Origin of the sequence: Devosia honganensis, from assembly GCF_042648785.1 — a bacterium.
GTDB classification, from domain to species: domain Bacteria; phylum Pseudomonadota; class Alphaproteobacteria; order Rhizobiales; family Devosiaceae; genus Devosia; species Devosia honganensis.
In genome coordinates this window covers 154,403-173,745 of record NZ_JBHRYD010000007.1, presented here as the reverse complement: position 1 = coordinate 173,745, position 19,343 = coordinate 154,403, and the positions used below count along the sequence as shown (strand labels likewise).

General features: G+C 60.9%; 17 protein-coding genes, 1 tRNA gene and 1 pseudogene. 7 read left to right on the top strand and 12 right to left on the bottom strand.

What is annotated here, in order from left to right:
* Positions 1 to 12 precede the first annotated feature (12 nt).
* From ACFOOL_RS09740 to ACFOOL_RS09715, 6 genes are all read right to left on the bottom strand, one after another.
* Positions 13 to 1,299: an ABC transporter substrate-binding protein gene (locus tag ACFOOL_RS09740; protein ID WP_380096765.1), complete on the bottom strand. Its 1,287-nt coding sequence runs from the start codon at positions 1,297 to 1,299 to the stop codon at positions 13 to 15.
* A 104-nt stretch (positions 1,300 to 1,403) separates the two neighbouring features.
* Complete coding sequence (locus tag ACFOOL_RS09735; RefSeq protein ID WP_380096764.1) at positions 1,404 to 2,393, bottom strand: LacI family DNA-binding transcriptional regulator; 990 nt, start codon at positions 2,391 to 2,393, stop codon at positions 1,404 to 1,406.
* Between the two features lie 291 nt (positions 2,394 to 2,684).
* Positions 2,685 to 3,161 carry an ureidoglycolate lyase gene (locus ACFOOL_RS09730; protein WP_380096763.1) on the bottom strand — a complete coding sequence of 159 codons (477 nt, stop codon included), beginning with the start codon at positions 3,159 to 3,161 and terminating at the stop codon, positions 2,685 to 2,687.
* On the bottom strand, positions 3,142 to 4,077 hold the full coding sequence (locus ACFOOL_RS09725) for an allantoinase PuuE (protein WP_380096762.1): 936 nt from the start codon (positions 4,075 to 4,077) through the stop codon (positions 3,142 to 3,144). The genes ACFOOL_RS09730 and ACFOOL_RS09725 overlap by 20 nt, the downstream gene beginning before the upstream one ends.
* Before the next feature lie 121 nt (positions 4,078 to 4,198).
* Positions 4,199 to 5,602 (bottom strand): dihydropyrimidinase, encoded by a 1,404-nt coding sequence (hydA, locus tag ACFOOL_RS09720; protein ID WP_380096761.1) that lies wholly within the window; start codon positions 5,600 to 5,602, stop codon positions 4,199 to 4,201.
* A gap of 177 nt (positions 5,603 to 5,779) precedes the next feature.
* Positions 5,780 to 6,553 (bottom strand): SDR family NAD(P)-dependent oxidoreductase, encoded by a 774-nt coding sequence (locus tag ACFOOL_RS09715; protein WP_380096760.1) that lies wholly within the window; start codon positions 6,551 to 6,553, stop codon positions 5,780 to 5,782.
* Between the two features lie 592 nt (positions 6,554 to 7,145).
* Between ACFOOL_RS09715 and ACFOOL_RS09710 the strand changes: the two genes are divergently transcribed.
* The 4 genes from ACFOOL_RS09710 to ACFOOL_RS09695 all read left to right on the top strand — a co-directional run bounded on the left by ACFOOL_RS09710 (position 7,146) and on the right by ACFOOL_RS09695 (position 10,830).
* Positions 7,146 to 8,201 (top strand): ABC transporter substrate-binding protein, encoded by a 1,056-nt coding sequence (locus tag ACFOOL_RS09710; RefSeq protein WP_380096759.1) that lies wholly within the window; start codon positions 7,146 to 7,148, stop codon positions 8,199 to 8,201.
* Between the two features lie 35 nt (positions 8,202 to 8,236).
* Positions 8,237 to 9,013 carry an ABC transporter ATP-binding protein gene (locus ACFOOL_RS09705; RefSeq protein WP_380096758.1) on the top strand — a complete coding sequence of 259 codons (777 nt, stop codon included), beginning with the start codon at positions 8,237 to 8,239 and terminating at the stop codon, positions 9,011 to 9,013.
* A gap of 26 nt (positions 9,014 to 9,039) precedes the next feature.
* Positions 9,040 to 9,861, top strand: a complete 822-nt coding sequence (locus ACFOOL_RS09700; RefSeq protein WP_380096757.1) for an ABC transporter permease — start codon at positions 9,040 to 9,042, stop codon at positions 9,859 to 9,861.
* Between the two features lie 225 nt (positions 9,862 to 10,086).
* Entirely contained in the window at positions 10,087 to 10,830 is a 744-nt protein-coding gene (locus ACFOOL_RS09695) for an SDR family NAD(P)-dependent oxidoreductase (RefSeq protein WP_380096756.1), read from the top strand.
* 103 nt (positions 10,831 to 10,933) lie between these two features.
* On the opposite strand, the gene ACFOOL_RS09690 is transcribed toward ACFOOL_RS09695, so the two are convergent.
* A complete protein-coding gene (locus ACFOOL_RS09690) occupies positions 10,934 to 11,872 on the bottom strand; it encodes an IclR family transcriptional regulator (RefSeq protein WP_380096755.1) in 939 nt (312 codons plus the stop codon).
* Between the two features lie 274 nt (positions 11,873 to 12,146).
* On the opposite strand from ACFOOL_RS09690, the gene ACFOOL_RS09685 reads away from it, so the two are divergent.
* Positions 12,147 to 13,427 (top strand): hypothetical protein, encoded by a 1,281-nt coding sequence (locus tag ACFOOL_RS09685; RefSeq protein WP_380096754.1) that lies wholly within the window; start codon positions 12,147 to 12,149, stop codon positions 13,425 to 13,427.
* Positions 13,428 to 13,540: 113 nt separating this feature from the next.
* On the opposite strand, the pseudogene ACFOOL_RS09680 reads toward ACFOOL_RS09685, so the two are convergent.
* A pseudogene (locus tag ACFOOL_RS09680) lies at positions 13,541 to 13,834 on the bottom strand (LacI family DNA-binding transcriptional regulator); the annotation flags it as partial.
* Between the two features lie 98 nt (positions 13,835 to 13,932).
* Here ACFOOL_RS09680 and ACFOOL_RS09675 point away from each other — a divergent pair.
* Positions 13,933 to 14,006 (top strand) — tRNA-Gly (locus ACFOOL_RS09675).
* 189 nt (positions 14,007 to 14,195) lie between these two features.
* Here ACFOOL_RS09675 and ACFOOL_RS09670 read toward each other — a convergent pair.
* From ACFOOL_RS09670 to ACFOOL_RS09655, 4 genes are all read right to left on the bottom strand, one after another.
* Complete coding sequence (locus ACFOOL_RS09670; RefSeq protein WP_380096753.1) at positions 14,196 to 14,960, bottom strand: amino acid ABC transporter ATP-binding protein; 765 nt, start codon at positions 14,958 to 14,960, stop codon at positions 14,196 to 14,198.
* Positions 14,961 to 14,987: 27 nt separating this feature from the next.
* Positions 14,988 to 15,650 carry a GntR family transcriptional regulator gene (locus tag ACFOOL_RS09665; RefSeq protein ID WP_380096752.1) on the bottom strand — a complete coding sequence of 221 codons (663 nt, stop codon included), beginning with the start codon at positions 15,648 to 15,650 and terminating at the stop codon, positions 14,988 to 14,990.
* Between the two features lie 116 nt (positions 15,651 to 15,766).
* Positions 15,767 to 16,936, bottom strand: coding sequence for a pyridoxal-phosphate-dependent aminotransferase family protein (locus ACFOOL_RS09660; RefSeq protein WP_380096751.1), 1,170 nt, complete (start codon positions 16,934 to 16,936; stop codon positions 15,767 to 15,769).
* A gap of 44 nt (positions 16,937 to 16,980) precedes the next feature.
* Positions 16,981 to 17,814: an HpcH/HpaI aldolase family protein gene (locus ACFOOL_RS09655; protein WP_380096750.1), complete on the bottom strand. Its 834-nt coding sequence runs from the start codon at positions 17,812 to 17,814 to the stop codon at positions 16,981 to 16,983.
* A gap of 325 nt (positions 17,815 to 18,139) precedes the next feature.
* On the opposite strand from ACFOOL_RS09655, the gene ACFOOL_RS09650 reads away from it, so the two are divergent.
* Positions 18,140 to 19,342, top strand: a complete 1,203-nt coding sequence (locus tag ACFOOL_RS09650) for an amidohydrolase family protein (protein ID WP_380096749.1) — start codon at positions 18,140 to 18,142, stop codon at positions 19,340 to 19,342.
* The last annotated feature ends 1 nt before the right edge of the window (position 19,343 follow it).

Below are 19,343 nucleotides of genomic sequence, written 5' to 3'. Positions count from 1 at the left end.
GTTTCGGGCGCCTTACTGGGTGGCCTGGGTGGCCTGGGCGTTGATGGCCTGGATGGCCTCGTCGATATCGCCGCCCTGGGCGATGGTGGGCAGTTGCGCCGAGATGGCCGAATCCACCTCGGAGGTAAAGATGCCGTAATCGACGTCGGGCACCTGGGCCAGCCAGGTCGAGAAGTCCTGCCAGACCGGCTGGCCGCCGAAGAATTCGTCGCTCGACTGGTAGGCCTCGCCTTCGCGCGCCTGCAGCCAGCTACCGACGGCGCCCTGGTTGACGAGGATCTCCTGGTAGAAGTCGACGTCGCCGGCCCAGACGGTCTTGAGGAAGTCGATGGCGGCGGCCTTTTCCTCGTCGGGGGAGGAGGAGAGCACGTACCAGCTCGAGCCGCCCCAGTTCGAGGCGTTGATCGAGTCCGCGACCCCGCCCAGGCGCGGCACCGGCGCCACCCGCCACTTGCCGGCATCGTCGGCGGCATTGGCCTTGATGGTGCCCACGATCCACACGCCGATCGGCACACCGGCGACGTCGCCGGAAGTGAAGGAATTGGTGAAGTCGGTCCAGCCCGAGACCGGCTTGGCCAGCCCGTTGGTCCAGATGCTCTGATAGACCTCGAGGGCCTCCTTGAGCGCCGAATTGTCGGCCAGGTTGAGCGAGCCGTCCTCGTTGAAATACCACTGGCCGGCCGAGTTCAGCATCATGCGGATCCAGCCCACCTCGTTATAGTCGATGCCGAACAGCTCGTGGCCGGTCGTCTCCTTGACCGTCTTGCCGATCTCGATGAGCTCGTCCCAGGTCAGGTCCTGCAGATCCGCCTCGGAGAAGCCGGCTTCCTCGAAATAGTCGGAGCGATAGAACAGGCCGGTGACGCCGGAGTCGAAGGGGAGCGAATAGGATTTGCCGTCCACCGTCGCCGCGGCGACCTTGTAGCTGGCGAATTGGGACATATCGATGGAGTCGCCGAGCGGCTCGAAGGCGCCGGGGAAGGAGAGCAGGTATTTCTTGGCCTGGTCGTCCTGGATCAGCACGATATCGGGCAGGCCCTGGGTCTGGTTGGCCAGTAGCTGGGTCTGGAGCTTGGCGCGGATATTGTCCTGGGTGTCGGTGTCGTCGATGATGATGTTCACGTCGGGATTGAGCGCGTTGTAGCGCTCGGCGGCCTCGCGCATGGCGGCGCCGTTGAAATTGGTGTCCCAGCACCAGATGGTGACGTCGAGCGCCGCGGCGGTGGAGACGCCGAGCATGGAAACCGAGGCGAGAGCCAGTGCGAGCATGCGCTTGCGGCCCGTGAACATACGAGTCATGGTAATCCTCCCTTATGGGTGTTTCCTCTTCACCCTGGGGAGCAGACTAATATGAGTTTCGACCCGCGGCAAGAATTTAGTAAATATTTACTGCGGGCGTTTCGCTATGGGTTTTTTCCGGCCTGGAGCCTGGTGCTGGAGCGCCAGACGATCTGCGAGGCGAGGGTGATCCGCTTGGCCAGCTCGCGCCCGCCCACCCGCTCGAGCAGCAGTTCCACCGCGGTCTCCCCGATCTCCTCGGCCGGCAGATGCACGGTAGTGAGGGGCGGGTTGAGGAACTGGGCCACCGAGATGTCGTTGAAGCTGGCGACGGCGATGTCCTGGGGGATGGCCAGGCCCGCCTCGTCGAGGGCGCGATAGGTGCCGATGGCCATGGAATCGTTGAAGGTGACGATGGCCTCGAGCGGGCGCCGTTCGGCCAGGATCTCCCGGGTCAGCCGATAGCCGCCCTCCTCGGTATTGTCGCCGCTGCGGAACAGGCGGTCGTCGAACCAGCCGGCGGCGGTCATCCACTGCACGAACGCCTGGGCGCGCCGGTCGCCCCAGCCGATATAGGCGATGCGGCGATAGCCGCGCTGCGCCAGGGCGACGAGCAGCTTTTCCATGGCGGCGGGCAGGTCGGCGGCGACGGAATCGATGCGGTCGTCGGGCGGCACGTGGTCGGCGAAGACGATCTGGCGCGCATGGCGGCGCAGCCATTCGGTCTCCTCCTCGTCGTGGCGGCCGATGACGATGACGCCGGAGGCGTCCTGCAACAGGGTCGCGTCGGGCCGGGCGTCGGTGTGATAGACCTTCACCGTCTCGATCTTGAGCATGGCGCAGCGCCGCTCGATGCCCAGCCGCAGGGCGACGTAATAGGGATCGATCAGCTCGCGCTCGGGCGCGAGGAAATGCACCAGCGCCAGCTTGGTCAGGCCCTGCTGGTTGGCGCGGTTGCGGGCGCGGGGCGTGGCATAGCTGAGCGCCTCGGCCGTCTCGATGATCGCCTGGCGCTTGCGCGTCGAGATCGACAGCGTCGAATCGTAATTGAGCACGCGCGAGACGGTGGCGCTGGAGACGCCCACGGCGGCGGCGATTTCCTTGATGGTGACCATGGCCGGCACGCTAGCGCCGCACCGGCCGCCCGGTCAATTGCGGACGGCGCGCCACCACCTCTTCCGGCATGACAATCTGGACGCGGGAGGGTGTCAGCGAATATGATCGATGCAACCCGCCTCAAAGCGCCGCAGCCAGTCTGCTCAAAAAGGGGCTCTACCTCGATGTATCGGACGCAGCCGAGGCGGACTGACCACCAAGCTGCATGTGGTCTGCGGCGGCAAGGGACGCCTATTGCTGCTGCATCTGCTCCCAGATGGTGATAGCCGTCATGGGTAGCCGCAGGAAATTTACGGGCTGATGATCATTGGCTCGGGCAAATCCACAAACTGTTCGTCGTCCGATGTTCCATCTACAAATGTCAGGATAAGAAAACGAGCGCGCCGGTGCAGCACGGTGAACGGATGGTGCCAGATGTTTGCACGGTAATTGATGCCAATATTACCGGGTACATGAAAAGCCTTCGCGGCGGCCATGTCCGGTCCCCCGTCCGAGGTGTGGGGCGCGACAAGCGCGAGATAGGCGTCGCATTCAAGCGGAACGAAGGTCTGGGACGAAAAAACGTGGCGCTCCATCTGCATCGCGTTCAGGGGCAGCGCTTTCGGTGCAATCGAAAGCAGGCTGACACGAGGCGTCGCGTCCTCGCGCAGGTTTTCCAGTTCGCCCTTGAGATCAAGCCGAGCCTTGGTCGCCGAGCGAGGCGACAACACTTGGCCAAAGGGGGCGAAGCCCTGTGCGGTCACTTGTTCAATATGAAGAGCCGGCATGTGCTTCACCACGATAGGGATGATGGTCGAGCCAGTGCCGCGCTAGGTCTATCCGCTTGCAGATCCACACATCTGGTTTCGATGTCACATAGTCGATGAAGCGAATCAGCCCCGAGGCGCGGCCGGGGTGACCGAGCAGACGCATATGCATGCCGACATTCATCATTTTCGGAGCCGTGCGTCCTTCTTCATAGAGAAGGTCGAAACTCTCCTTGAGATAGACGAAGAAATCCTCGCCAGTCCCAAAATTCGACGAGCTATATTTCACGTCGTTATTGGCCAGCGTGTAGGGAATAACCAGATGCGGACGGCTCATCACGGTCACGTAATAAGGTAGTTCGTCATTGTAGCTGTCGCTATCATAGAGAAATCCTCCCTCCTCGAGCAGAAGCCGTCGCGTGTTGACGCTGGGCCCGTAGCGGCAGTACCAGCCCAGTGGCCGCTCGCCAAAAATCCGCTTCAAACTGTCGATGGCGCGGCGAATGTGGGCGCGCTCTTCCGCCTCTGTCAGCTTGAAGTGTTCGACCCAGCGCCAGCCGTGGCAACAAATGTCATGCCCGGCAGACAGGATCGCGTCCGCAGCGGCTCTATTGCGCTCAAGCGCCAGCGCGCAGGCGTAGATCGTCATCGGCATATCGCGTTCAGCGAAAATTCGCATGAGCCGCCAAAAGCCGACGCGGCTTCCATATTCAAACATGGATTCGGCAGCGAGGTCGCGCTCCCCGCGTGCGACGGGCGAACCGGGCATCTCCACGAGACTGGAGTCGCTCAGGCCATCCCCGTCGCCGATACTGTATTCTGATCCCTCCTCATAGTTCAGAACGAAATTCAGCGCGAGGCGTGCATTATTCGGCCAGTTCGGATTGGGCGGTGTCGCCCCGTAGCCGACCAGGTCGCGTTCGGGCGCTGGCATCATGTTTTTTCTCCCAGTGTCGGTACAGAGCTTGAGATATCGCCGTGACATCCGAGCGCCGGCTTTCCTCGTTTATGATCGTGGCGCGCGGGCATCCAGAATGGGCCGCGGCCACGAAATTCGCCTAGGCTGCCGGCTTGGGGACAGGATGACGACTGTCGGACGTCCGATGGCGCCTTATGAACCGGCCTTCTCCGGGGCTGCCGACATATTGGCGATCCTGTACGATCACCCTACCGCGCAGGAGCACAGTCTTGGGAATGCCCTTCACAACGCGGTCGGCGTAGTTGGTGTAGTCAACAGCATGATGCAGGCGTTCATTGGTGATCGTCAGTTCCGCATTTGGATCCCAGATCAGGATATCGGCGTCGGCGCCAACGGAAATCGTGCCCTTGCTGGGGTAGAGACCAAAGACACGCGCGGGGCGGGTCGAAACGAGATCAACGAACTGTGCAAGGCTGATGTGCCCCCGATTGACCCCTTGATACAGCATCATCACGCGCTCCTCGATGCCCGGGCCGCCATTGGGAATCTTGGTGAAGTCGTTTCGCCCGACATCCTTTTGCGCCCCGTAGGTGGTGACGAAATGGTCTGACGACACGGTTTCAAGCAATCCGTTCCGGAGTGCGCGCCAGAGTACCTCCTGATCGTGAATGGTCCGGCCCGGCGGGCAAAAGACGAATTTGGCGCCTTCAAAGCCGTCCCGGTCGAGATCATCCTTGGTGGTGTAGAGGTATTGCGTGCAGGTTTCGGCCATGACGTTGACCCCGCGCATCTTGCCGCGCACGACTTCGTCGAGGGCCTCCTCACAAGTAAGATGCACCACATAGAGCGAGCCACCAACCACTTCTGCGAGGGCGATGGCTCTGGCCGTCGCCTCGGCTTCGACTCGCGCGGGTCGGCTGGGTGACTGGTAGAGCGGCGCAACTTTCCCCTCTGAGACGAATTTCTGCTGCAGGTAGTGAACGGCGTCGCCGTTCTCGGCATGCACCATCACTAAGGCGCCGATCTGCCGGGCGCTATCGAGCAACCGAATGAGAGTGAGGTCGTCGATCATCTCGAAGCCCTTGCCCGCCATGAACACCTTAAAACTGGTGATGCCGCGTTCGGGTAGGGAGGGCAGTTCCTCGAACACCGCCTCAGTGGGATCGGTGATGATTACATGATAACCATAGTCAATAGCCGCCTTGCCGGCCGCTTTTCGATCCCAGGTATCAATGGCTTCCGCCAGGGTCCGGCCCCGGTCCTGCTTGCAGAAATCGACGATGGCAGTGGTGCCGCCGCATGCGGCGGCAATCGTTCCCGAGCCAAAGTCATCGGCGGTGAAGCCGTCGCCGACCGGCGTATCGAGATGGGTGTGGACATCGATCGCTCCGGGCATGACATAGCAACCGGCGGCGTCGATGGTGGTGAACGCAGGCTCCACCGTCCCACCGATCTGCACGATCCGACCGTCAGATATCCCAATATCGGCCGCAAACGTGCCTGCAACTGTGACAATCAATCCGTTTTTGATAACCGTATCCATAGCCAAATCGTTTTAAATAGAGAACTGCATCCTACATAAAGAACGATAGAAACGGCGTCAACGCAACTTTGCTACCACAAGATCGATTTTGCCGCCGCGCCGGAACGGCGCGCTCCAACGCGACGCTTTCTGTAGCGATGATGGCGTTTCGAGCATTGAGCGCGCGCGTCTCCGGCGTCATGCCTTGGCCTGTCCGCCACTCACTGAAAGAACCTGACAAGTGATCCAATCGGCAAGGTCGGAGGCAAAGAACATGGTGGCGTGAGCAATGTCCTCAGGCTTCCCCAGGCGGCGACGCGGGATTTGCTGGATGACCTGCTTTTGGCCATCTTCACCATAGGACGCCCACTGTAGGTCACTACCCGGATTTGTGAGTAGAAAGCCCGGCGCGACAGCGTTTACCGTGATGCCGTAGGGTCCCAATTCGTGACCGAGTTGCCGGACGAAGCCGACCTGTCCGGCCTTGGCGGCCGCATAAGCCTGAATCCCGGTCATGCTCACGCCGAGCCCGGCTCCGCTCGACAGCAGAATGATGCGCCCGAACCCGCGCGCCTTCATTCCGGGCACGAGACAGCGTGCGACCAGAAAAGCGCCCCTCAGATTGACGTTGAAAATAGGGTCCCAGTCCTCAAGACGCACCTCCTCGACGGGCGCGTGGACCTGGCCGAGCGTTCCGCCCGCGACATGGATCAGCGTATCGATGCCACCCAACTCATCCTGCAAGGCGCCGACCGCCGCCTCAACCCCCGCTTCGTCAGCAACGTCCATTGCCCGGGAGACGATTCGTCCGGTCTGGCCTTCGGGGCGATCGTTTTGCAACGCCGCGACTTTGTCTGCCAGGATATCGGTGGCCGCGACGACGGCGCCAGCCGCCGCAAAATTCTGCACGATGCAGGTACCGATGCCATGAGCTGCGCCGGTAACCAGTACACGGCGACCTTCAAAATTCATTCTCAAGTCAATCTCCTCATTTGCAGATCGAAACATCGGCGCACCTGCAGCGGCGTGATGGAATATTGTCGACCATCCGCCGCGCCCGGCATCGCCCCCTAGCGACGCCCATCCACTGTGACGAAAACTTTGCCTGAAGTCTATATAGGAAACGATATTCTGCAAAAAGAACGATTTTGAAGGTTATTCGGGGACGCGCCACATCCTAGATTGACCTTTCGGCAAAGACGGCTTCCCCCCGTCGGCATCGGCCAGGACCAAGCGCTTGAGCACCTAGGAAGCTGGCTCAGCGGCGCCCGGCGACGAGGATCAGGGGATATGCGCGACGCGGCGTCCGCTTTAGGCTGGCCTTCCGGAAAGGTCGGAAGAAGAGCCTATGGCAATTGGGGCCCGCCTCCCATTGCCCGCCCGGGCAAGAAGAGCTCAAATGCCGCCATAGCCCCTTTTACGACCGGTTGTCGTCGGCACTATCCGTCCTCACACGGCGCCATTCCCTCCGCCTTCATCCTGAATCATGTTGCAAACGGACGCAGGATAAGCCTACCATCAGAACGTCACTCCACTGAGAGAACGAAAAGGGAGGAAATGCATCATGAGGAACACGTCTTTCAACCGACGCCAGGTGCTCGGAGGTCTCAGCATCGGCATGCTAGGCGCGGCTACCGGTTCGACCCTATTGAACCCCGCTGCGGCTTTCGCCCAGAGCGGAACACCGGAGGTTACTGATCTCGAACTCATCAGCGTTCGTGATCCACAACACTCCGCCCAGATAGCCATCGCGACGGAGCTGGGCCTGTTCAGGGCCGAAGGTGTCGACGTCAGCGTCAACTACACCGTCAATGGTCCGGACGTTCCCAGCCTTGCGGCGAGCGGCAAGATCAAGCTGATTTCCACTGCGCTGGACCAGGTCGCCTCGCTTCATGAGAAGGGCCTCGATTTCAGGTGGCTGATGAAGGTGTCCGATATTTCCAACACGCAGGGTGTGGTGATTGGAAACAATTCCGGTATCAATGCTCCCGCTGATCTCGCTGGAAAACGCATCGGCATGTACAGCGGGGCGGCTGTCGAGCTTGCAATTCTTAATATGTGCAAGGCGTACGATATCGATTTTTCTAGCTTGAAATTCCTCAATATCGAGCCGCCCGAGCAGGCCCTAGCCCTGTCTCGCGGCGATATCGACGTGATGGCCTGCTGGGAGCCCTATGTCAGCAATGCGGCTTCTTTCGGTGGCAGGGTCTATTTCACCGGCAACAGGTCCTATATCGACGATCCCGACAATCCCACGCCGGTCAACTGGCTGCAATTGTCGACCGGCCTCACAACGACGCCCGAATTCATTCAGCAGGCGCCCAATACGTTACGTGCGGTGATGCGCGCGATACTGAAGGCCAATGACATGATTGCAGCAAATATCGATGAGGTCGTCGCCCCCATCTCCCGGAATCTGGGTATTCCGGCGGAAGGTCTGGCTGCGATTCTGCGCAAGAATGACTATAGCCCCGTGATCGATGAGCGCATCATGGAAGGTTATCCGGTCTATCAGGACTGGGCGATCTCGCGCGGCTATCTACATACAGGCGCAGCCGTCAAGGACATGCTCGATCTCAGTTTGCTGCGTGACATCAGTCCGTCCGCAGTGAAGATTTAAACCCACGACCGGGGTGGTTCTGGGAGGGCTTGAACATGTCGCAGAATGTCGTTTTTGAAAACGTCACCAAGACCTATGCGAGTCGCCGGGGCGCCCCGGCCAATACCGTCATTTCAAATTTCAGTCACGAGGTGGCGGAGAACGAATTTCTTTGCCTCCTCGGGCCTAGCGGATGTGGAAAATCTACCGTGTTGAACATGGTCGCCGGCTTCGGCAAGCCAACCGCGGGACGCGTTCTGGTGGGCGGCAAACCGGTCGGGGGTCCTGGCCCCGACCGGGGCGTGGTGTTTCAGCAATATGCCTTGTTTCCCTGGTATAATGTCTACCGCAATGTCGAGCTTGGGCCGGAGGCAAAGGGGGTTTCCTCTGCAGAAAAGCGCGAGATTGTGGAACATATGCTGCGCGCGGTGGGGCTGTGGGAGCACCGGCACAAATATCCGAAGGAGCTTTCAGGCGGCATGAAGCAGAGGGCGGCGATCGCCCGCACCCTCGCCGCCAAGCCGCAGGTCATCTTGATGGACGAGCCTTTCGCTGCTCTCGACGCGATGAGCCGGGAGCACCTGCAACAGGAATTGCTGTCGATCTGGGATGGGCTTCGTTGCACGGTCATCTTCGTGACGCACAGCGTTCAGGAGGCGGTTTTGCTTGCCGACCGAGTGACTATTTTTGGGGTCGATGGCGGCAGCGCTGTAAAATCGCTCGCCAGCCCCCTTTCGCGCCCCCGCGACCGGCTTTCCGACGAGGTAATTGCCTTCGAGCGGGAAGTTCATGCCTATTTGCGTAAGGCCGAAGCCGGCCGCGCGCCCGTGTGAATAATTCTCCGGACAACGAGGACACCATGACCGATATTCTTGCTACCGGCCGGCGCGTCCGAGCCGTCGGCTCCGTTTGGCAAAAACTGCAGCAACTCGTGCCTGCAAAGCTGGTAACGCTGATCGTGGCGATTGGCCTTTGGCAATTGACCGCTATTCTAAATGATCATCTGAACTTTTATAACGAGGTGCTGCTGCCCTCACCGGCCCGTATATTGTCGGCTGGTATTTCGCTGTGGCAGACAGGACAGCTTCAGATCCATATCCTGGCCTCCACTGTCCGCGTGCTGGAAGGAATGGGCTTCGCCATTGTACTGGGCGTGGTGCTGGCCCTGATCGTAACCACGAGTCGGGTGGGCGAGATTATTGTCGATCCGATCATCGAATTGCTGCGGCCCGTGCCGAGTCTGGCGCTGCTGCCGATCTTTATCGTGTGGTTCGGGATTGGCGAGACCACCAAGGTGGTGTTCATCACCTACAGTTCCGTTTTCATCATTTTCATTACCACCGTCGAGGCCATCCGCAACATCGAACCTGTCCTCTTCCAGGCGGCGGGGAGTCTGGGCCTGAACCGGTGGCAAACCTATCTACGGGTCACGCTCAACGCGGCTTTGCCTCACGTCATGGTCGGCGTCCGGCTGGCGCTGGCCATGTCCTGGTTTCTGATCGTCGGGGCCGAATTTCTCGCTGCCAATGAAGGGCTGGGATTCTTGATCAATTTTTCCCGGGTCTGGTTCCAGATCGACAATATGCTGGTCGGCGCGGTGGTGATCGGTCTGCTGGGCTTGGCCAGCAACTACCTGCTGCTGTTTATCGAAAGCCGCCTGTTCACTTGGCGCGAGCGCTGAACTGTCCACCAGCAGCGGGGATCGAGAACCCCGCACCTGCTTTGGAGGCGCCAGGCGAGGCTGCCTTACGTCCGCATTTTTCCAGCGATGCAGGCAGGTCAGCGCGGGTGCTCGCTCGAGGAAAAGACCAGCCACACATGGAGGTAGCGTATCACGCGACTCCGACGGATCGCGACGCTGAACGTCCTCCCAAGCTGAGACGTAATTATTTTACGAGGGGTTAGAATGCAGAAAGTTGCTCTTGTTACCGGCGCCGGTAAAAATATCGGTCGCAGTTGCGCAATCGAGCTAGCAAAGGCCGGTTTTGCGGTCGCGCTGGTTGATCTGTCGGAAGACGGCATTGAGGAAACGGCCGCTCTTATCGGCGCGGCGGGCGGCACTGCAAGCACCCACATTGCCGATGTCGCCAACTTCAAATCCGCGCAGGATATTGTTGCGCGCGTCCAGCAAAGATACGGGCAAATCGACTTTCTACTGAACAATGCCGGCCTATCGAACGGGATCGGCATCCTGGACATCAACGAAGAGCAATTCGATCGCACCATTTCGGTCAATCTGAAAAGCTGTTTCAACTATATTCACCATGTGGCGCCCCTGATGCTGGCGCAGAAATCGGGCCGCATCGTCAGCATGTCGTCCTTGGCGGCACTATCGGGGGGCGTGACAGCCGCCATCAGCAAATTTTCATACGCGGCTGCCAAGGCGGGGATCATCGGAATGACACGTTCGCTCGCAAAGGAGCTGGGACCGACAATCGCCGTCAACGCGATTTGCCCGGGCGTCATTCGGTCCGAGGTCGAGGCGATGATCGGGCAAACCAGCGCTGAAGACGTCGTCAAGGGCAATGCGTTGCGGCGGCTGGGAACGCCATTGGACATCGCTAATGTGGTGGTGTTTCTGGCGACGAATGAGCCAAACTTCATTACCGGTCAGGCGCTGACGATCGATGGATTTCAGTACAACGCATAACGGCCGGCTCGCCCGCCCGGCCAGCTATTCCCGGCGGGCGGGCCTCGGACGTCGCTGGCCGGACTGCCGGGAAGAAGAGAAGCTGTCGAGCGCGCCGGTTTCTTCAGGCTGAGTCGTCATGGCCGGGCTGGTGCGGGCGCGGAAAGTCGGAGGGGACACGACTGCCAATCAGTCGATGCAGTTCGTCGACGGCAAGCGTCATTTCCTTGAACACCGTCAGTTCCTTTTCTTCCATGATGGGTGCGGTGCCGACACAGTCGCATAAGAGGATGACGTGTCCGGATTTATCGAAAACCGGCATCGCTATCGCGGTAAGGCCATCGGTATATTCGCTGTTGCTGCGCGCATATCCGCGTTCGCGCGTGGCCTGGATTTCGGCCCGCGCCTCAGCTGGTTTGGTGATGGTGTGCATGGTGTAGCGTTTCAATTTCTGATGGCTAAACCAAGCATCAACCTCTGCAGCGCTCCGCCAGGCGAGGTTGGCCCGCATATGGGCCGTGGCGTCAGGAGGAAGCCGATAGCCCATCGGATAGGAGATTTCGATGCTCTGGTCAGCGCTCACCTTATCCACGACGAGGAAGCTGCCGTCTGGCAAGGGTTTTGAGAGCACGCATGAAGATCCTACCGCCTCGGACAGCCGGTGCAGCACCGGCCGCATATGCTCCAACGAAATCTCATCCCGGAGCCCGCCGGAAAGGTCACGCATCACTCCGATATGGAGACGGTAGCGCTTGCTGGCGTCATCGAAGACGAGCCAAGCATGGTAACAAAGAGTCTTCAAGATGCCGTGACAATGGCTCTTGGTCGTCTGTGTTTCCTTTGAAATCTCAGCCAGCGTGAGCCCGTCTTCGTGCTGGTTGATCAGCGCCATGATTCGGACGGCCTTGTCGACTGCTGGAACCAGGGCCTGTCCGTCTTGAGGGGGCGTTTCGCGCACCAGTTCCAGAACCCAGTTATCGGCAACCGAGGTCAACCTCTCATGGGGTTGTTGATCGGAACGTTGCGTGCCGTTGGGCGCGTCATCATGTTTCACTTTTTTCACAAGCCTCTCCGAGTGGCATCGCAATCCCAGCCTTTAAGCATTCTACAGACAGAACGACAGAAAGCTAGCAATCTTCGTGCTTTCAGTCATTGGCAACATGCCAGCCCTTGGATCGCGAAGAAAATCCAGCTTGACGTGCAATTATGCTCAACATATCGTACTGTATAAGAAATTACGTTCTAGTTAGAGAACATTTATAACCACCCACTCCGTCAACGAGCGGGGTTTTCCGCCGTCGACACTGATCGCATTCGCATTGAAAAGGAGACAATAATTGCAGGATCCATGGCAGCGTGAGCAGTGGTGCTCAAGTCCACACACCTTCATAGCGGATGTACAAGCGCAAATCGCCTTCCCCAAGAAGATCGAACTGCTCGACCTCTCCCTCGATGAAAATGGCGAAGGCATGGCCGGAGCCCATTTATCCGAAGATCAGAAGCTGGCGGTCGCCGAAACTCTGGACGAAATGGGCGTGCATCGCATCGGCGTCCTGGGCTATCCCGAACGTATTACCAACGAGGAAAAGGCCCTGCTGAAACAGGAAGTCACTGCAGCAAAGAGAATTGCCAAAGCGGTGAAGAAAAGTGCGCTCAGCGCGTTGGCCACAAGTGCGGCCGATATCGAGCGCGCCGCCGAGGTCGGTGTGCGTGATGTGGTGATCCGCAAATACGTGTCGAAGGTCCAGGATATCGAGCCTGAATCGAACGAAAAGCGGATCGCGGATTTCGTGGAGCTGGCCGAAAAGGCGCGCAGCCTAGGCCTGCGCGTGGGCATTCTGGCGCAAGGGATTACGCGCGCCAACCTGGAAACGGATGTTCGCGAGATCTTGACAGGGATTCATGCGGCGACGCCGTTGGACGAGATCTGTCTGACCGACACCCATGGGGTGGGGACGCCGCAGGGCTTCGCCTATTTGGTGCGCCGCGTTAAGTCCTGGGTCGATGTTCCGCTACAGGTTCATTGCCACAACCATCTTGGCCTGGGAGTGGCGAATGCCTGTTTTGCTGCGGCAGCCGGCGCAAGCGTCATTCACACCACCATGCATGGGCTGGGCCACTTCGCCGGTCTGGCCCCGCTTGAGGAAGTCATCGTGGCGCTCAGCGTAGGCTATGGCGTGACGATGGATGTCGATGCACAAAGACTCTACGCGCTCTCGCAAGACATTCAGCGCTATACCGGCATCACCATGCCGCCTCATAAGGCGGTTGTCGGCAGTCGCGCCTTCGTTATGTCCAACGATGTGATGTACAACCAGCTCAACCTGGACCGAAAGGACGCTGGCGTTCCGCGTACGGCAACTTTGCCCTATCTGCCGGAAATGGTTGGTAACCAGGAACGGGTCTATCTGGGTATTGGTCTGTCGCGTGTTGCCGTAAAATGGAATCTGGCTCTGCTGAATGTCGAGGCCACGGATACCGAAATCGACGACATCTTTGCTGCGGCCTTGTCGTTGATCGAGCAGCGAGAGGGAGAAATCAGCGAAAGCGAGTTCGCCGCGATAATATCGCGTTGCAAGGCTATTTCTAGAGAACCCCAGCAAGCCGCGTCATCGTAACCACGCCATGCATAGGCGATCGCCTTGCGGACACAGATATCCCGCCTTCGATTAGACTTCGCTCCGACGTCCTAATATGGCGGCGGCTAGGCCTGTCGTTTCCAAACAGGTTGTTCAGTCTTGAGCATGGCGCAGTGCCGCTCGATGCCCAGCCGCAGGGCGACGTAATAGGGATCGATCAGCTCGCGCTCGGGCGCGAGGAAATGCACCAGCGCCAGCTTGGTCAGGCCCTGCCGGTTGGCGCGGTTGCGGGCGCGGGGCGTGGCATAGCTGAGCGCCTCGGCCGTCTCGATGATCGCCTGGCGCTTGCGCGTCGAGATCGACAGCGTCGAATCGTAGTTGAGCACGCGCGAGACGGTGGCGCTGGAGACGCCCACGGCGGCGGCGATTTCCTTGATGGTGACCATGGCCGGCACGCTAGCGCCGCACCGGCCGCCTGGTCAATTGCGGACGGTGCGCCACCACCTTGACGGCCCGCCCGAATTCCCGCATCTAGGGGGCCCGGGCGGGTGTAGCTCAATGGTAGAGCAGAAGCTTCCCAAGCTTACGACGAGGGTTCGATTCCCTTCACCCGCTCCATTTCATTGAAATCATTATATTTTTAATAGTCGCCTGCGAAAGGCGCCGCATTTCGCCGAATCACGCGTCGCTCGACGTGCGCGAAACGGCATGGAAGCGAAACGATGACGGCAAGGGGACCCAAGGCAAGCCCTTGCCGCTGCTGGGCAGGCGCAATCCTTGCGCCACCGAGAGGGGTGAGGATCGTCCTCAGTCGGCGCGGATGATCTGGTCGAGGAATTTACGCAGGCGCGGATCGCGGGGGGCATCGAAGAATTCATCCGGTTCGGCGCTTTCCCGGATTTCGCCATGATCCATGAAGATCACTCGGTCGGCCACCTGGCGGGCGAAATTCATTTCATGGGTCACGCACACCATGGTCATGCCGGCCTCGGCCAATTCGACCATGGTTGCCAGCACCTCGTTGATCATTTCCGGGTCGAGGGCTGAGGTGGGCTCGTCGAACAGCATGATTTCGGGATCCATGCACAGGGCGCGGGCGATGGCGGCGCGCTGCTGCTGCCCCCCGGAGAGCTGGCCGGGATATTTCCGCGCCTGATCGGCGATGCGCACGGTATCGAGGAAATGCATGGCGCGCTCCTCGGATTCGCGCCGGGCGCGACCGAGCACCCAGACCGGGGCGACGGTGCAGTTTTCCAGAATGGACAGGTGCGGGAACAGGTTGAATTGCTGGAAGACCATTCCCACCTTGCGGCGGATCTGGCGCATGCGCTGCGGGTCATCGGTCAATTCCATGCCGGTGACGGTGATGCGCCCCTGCTGATGGGTCTCCAGCCGGTTGATGCAGCGGATCATGGTCGATTTGCCGGAACCGGAGGGGCCGCAAACCACCACTTTCTCCCCGCGCCGGACGACGAGATCGATGTCTTTCAGCGCATGGAAAGCGCCGTACCACTTGTTGACGCCGGCCAGCGTCACAGCGATGCCGGAAGCCGAATTCCGTCCATTGGTCATGTCGTTCTCCCCCAACGGACGGATCCGTCAGTCAACATATTTGAAGTAGTTCACGAAACGGGTCTTGCCGCCCATGATGTGGTCCCGGGCCAGCTTGCCGGCCCGCGCCTCGTCGCCGGCGAAAATGGCTTCGAGCAGGCGCTGGTGTTCTTCCTGGGAATTGAGGGTGACCGCGCGGTTGTAGATCATGTTGGCGCGGTAAATGGAGATTTCGCGCACCAGGGAATGATAGATCTCCGATGCCTTGCGGTTGTTGCTCATCTCGAACAGCATGGCGTGGAAACGCAGATTCTCGCGGTGATAGGCGTGGCTGTCCTCGGCGTCGCTCGCTGCCTGCATCGCCGCCATGACCGCCTTGAGCTCCTCGGTCATGCGGGGGGTGAGACGATTGGTGACGGTGCGGGCGGCATAGGCGAAGAGTTCGGCCCGGATGTCGTAGGATTCCAGCACGTCGCTGAGCCGCAGCTTGCGCACGAAAGCGCCGCGATTGGGAATGATCTCGATCACCCCCAGGCTGGCCAGGGAGCGCAGGGCTTCGCGGATGGTGCCGCGGCTGACGCCGATGGACGCCGCCAGCGTCGCCTCGTTCAGCTTTTCGCCGGCGTCGAACTCGCCCTTGAGGATGGCCTCCTCGATGACCTGGCGGGCATCGATGGCCTTTGTACCGCTCCCCCGGCTTTCTTTGTCCAATTGTTCCGAATTTTTTGTCATAAAAGTCCCAGTATTGTCCAAGCACCTCTGCTTGACTAGCGTGCCTCGGGTGGCCTGCGCAAGCCGCCGCCACCCGAGAGCGCCGGGCGGGACGCTCAGTTCACCGGTTCTGCGAGATAATCCAGCGCCGCCTGGACGCCCCCCTTGCGATAGGGGACGCCGGCGCGCTCCAGGCCCATTTCCAGGCCGGACAAGGTGCCCATCAGCATCAGATCGTTGAAATCACCCAGATGGCCGATGCGGAAGACCCGATCGGCGACCTTGGACAGCCCATTGCCCAGGGTCATGTCGAATTGCTCCTCGACCACGCGGCGGAAAGCGTCGGCGCTATGGCCCTCGGGCATCAGCACCGCGGTCAGCGCGCTGGAGTAATGCTCCGGCTCCTGGCAGAGGATTTCCAGGCCCCAGCCCCGCACCGCGCGGCGGGTCGCCTCGGCGTGGCGGTCATGGCGCAGGAAGATCTGCTCGAGCCCTTCCTCATGCATCATGTCGATGGCCTCGGCGAGGCCGTAGAGCAGGTTGATGGCCGGTGTATAGGGGAAATAGCCGGTTTCGCCCGAGGCCAGGATCTCGGTCCAGTCCCAGAAGGCGCGGGGCAGCGTGGCGGTCTTGGCCGCGTCCAGCGCCTTGGCGCTGATGGCGTTGAACGAGAGGCCGGGGGGCAGCATGAGCCCCTTTTGCGAACCCCCCACGGTGACGTCCACGCCCCATTCGTCGTGCCGATAGTCGATCGAGCCCAGCGAGGAGATGGTGTCGACCAGCAGCAGGGCCGGATGGCCGATGGCGTCCATGGCGGCGCGGACGGCAGGAATGGACGAGGTGCAGCCGGTGGAGGTTTCGTTATGGACCACGCAGACCGCCTTGATCGCATGGTCCTTGTCGGCGGCCAGGCGCTCGCCCAGCCGCGCCGCATCGACGCCCCGGCGCCAGTCGCCGGCGATGAATTCGGGCTCGAGGCCCAGCCGCAGCGCCATGCTGCGCCATAGCGAGGCGAAATGGCCGGTCTCGTACATCAGCACCTTGTCGCCGGGTGACAAGGTGTTGACCAGGGCCGCCTCCCAGGCGCCGGTGCCCGAGGCGGGATAGATGGCGACCGCGCGCTCGGTCTTGAAGATGGTGCGGATGCCGGTGAGCACGCGCAGGCCCAATTCGCCGAAGGCGGGGCTGCGGTGGTTCATCGTCGGCATGTCCATGGCGCGCAAAATGCGATCGGGAACATTGGTTGGCCCGGGAATCTGCAGGAAGTGGCGACCTGGCTTGCGCATGGCGAGCTCCTCTAGGAAATCAGTGAAGGGAAATCCGCTGCCGCTCAGCGGCCGGCCAGTTGACGCCCCTGGGTGAGGCCGGGAAAGCTGGTGACCGGCGCCGACTGCACCCAGCGATAGCCCTTGGCCAACACGTCCTCGATATTCCTGGTGTCGACATGGGGGTGGCCGCAGGCGACGTTGTGGCGGTGGCAGGTCTCGCGGATGCGGGTCATGGCCGCGACCACCTCGGGATGGTCGTATTGACGCGGATAGCCCATGTTCTGCGAGAGATCGCCCTCGCCGATGATGACCAGGCCGATGCCGGGCACCTGCGAGAGGATGTCCTCGAGATTTTCCATGGCCTCGACCTTCTCGCACATCATGCCGACCAGGATTTCCCCCTCGGGATCGATGGGCCAGACATCGGCCTTGCGGTAATATTCGGCCTGGCTGACGCCCCAGTAGCGCGCGGCGACGCGCGGGCCATCGCCGCGCTGGCCGGCCGGCTCGTAATTGGGCGCGCCGCGGGGACGGGCATAGCGGCAGGCGGCGACGGCCGCCTTGGCCTGCTCGACCGTGCAGACATGCGGCCAGATGATGCCATAGACGCCCAGATCGAGAACCTGCTTGGCGATCCACTGGCTCATCTCGCCGCCATTGACCGGCACGCGGACCATGGGAGTGACGCGCGGCGCCGGGCTGCCGGCCTCGGTCAGCTCGCGCCGGTCGAGCATATATTGCAGGGCGTGGCGCAGCTTGGTGATGTCGTAGGGATTGTGCTCCATCTCGAAGATGATGCCGTCATAGGGCGCGGCAGCGACGGCCTGCGTGTCCGAGATTTCGGGCGCCACGAAAGTGCCGAAGGCCGTCTGGCCGTTTTCGAATGCCCTGATCACACCATTCAGTCTCGTCGCGCTCATCATGCAGCCCTTTCCGCTCGCTAGTGGCGGCAATATAGCCATATTGTCCTAATATACAACAGGATTGATAAACAAAATGTTTGAAAATGTCTAACTAGGGCGGGATTTGACGGGTTTTTTTGCGCCTTCGAGCCCTTCATGGTCATATACATCCACAAAACGCAATCGAATCGTCCTACAAAATGGAGCTTGTGTTAGGATGTTTTTGATTTAGGTTCGAGCCCACCAGGCCAGAGGAGCCAGCCGGGGCCGCGATATGGGCGCGGCCGCGAATATGTCACGGATCGAAAGGGACGAAATCATGCGCATCATACGTTGCGGAATGCTGTTCGATGGAACGGGCGCCGATCCCCAGCCCGGCAGGAGCCTGGTGATCGAGGATGGCCGGATCGCGCGCGTGCTGGACACCGAGACGGAGCGCCGGGACCCCGCCTATGGCGATGCCGAGATCGTCGATGCGACCGGACAATGGGTGATGCCGGGCCTGATCAACATGCACGACCATCTCGCCTTTCGTGACCTGATCGGGCACCCTTACGAGAATTTGCAGGCGCCGGTGACGCGCCTGTCGCTCAACGCGGTGCGCAACGCCCTGGTCGCCCTGCGGCGCGGCTGGACCACGGTGCGCGACATGGGCTCGTCCTTCGGCGTGGGCCTGCATTATCGCGACCTGATCAATGAGGGGCATCTGCCGGGCCCCCGCGTGCTGGCCTGCGGCTCGCCGGTCAGCATCACCGGCGGGCACGGCTATGTGCTCAATATCGAGGCGGACGGGCCCTATGACGTGCGCCGCGCCACGCGCCAGCAATTGCTCGCCGGCGCCGACTTCATCAAGATCGTCGCCAGCCACGACCCGATCGACATCGACCACGAGGAAAAGACCCGGCCGGAAATGGAGCTCGACGAGATGCAGGCGGCCTTCGACCAGGCCCGCGCCCACGGCAAGCGCACCGCCTGTCACGTCATGGGCACCACCGCGGTGACCCGCGTGCTCGATGCGGGTGTGGACGTCATTTCGCACGGCTTCTATCTCAATGACGAGCATGCCGCCCGCATGGTGGAGCAGAATGTCTATTTCGACCCGACGCTCAGCTCCTATGGCCGGCAGACCTTCAACCCCAAGCTGCAGCGCGGCGAGGCATGGGGGCGGCGGCACCTGGCCTTGGTGGCACCGATGGAGGCCAGCTTCCGTGCCGCGGTGAAGGCGGGCGTGAAGATCGTCACCGGCACCGATTCGGCCGGACGCTATGCCGAGGACGTGGAAATGATGCGGCTGTTCGGCCTCTCCGCCAAGGACAGCCTGCTGGCCTGTACCCGAAACGCCGCCGAAGCGCTGGGCCTGGCCCGCGATATCGGCACGCTCGAAGCCGGCAAGATCGCCGATATCGTGATCCTCGCCGCCGACCCCCTGGAAGACCCCTATAATCTGGAGCGGGTGGACCGGGTGGTGCAGGCCGGCCGGGTCATGCGGCCGAGCGAGATCACCCTGGAAGCGGTGGTCTAGC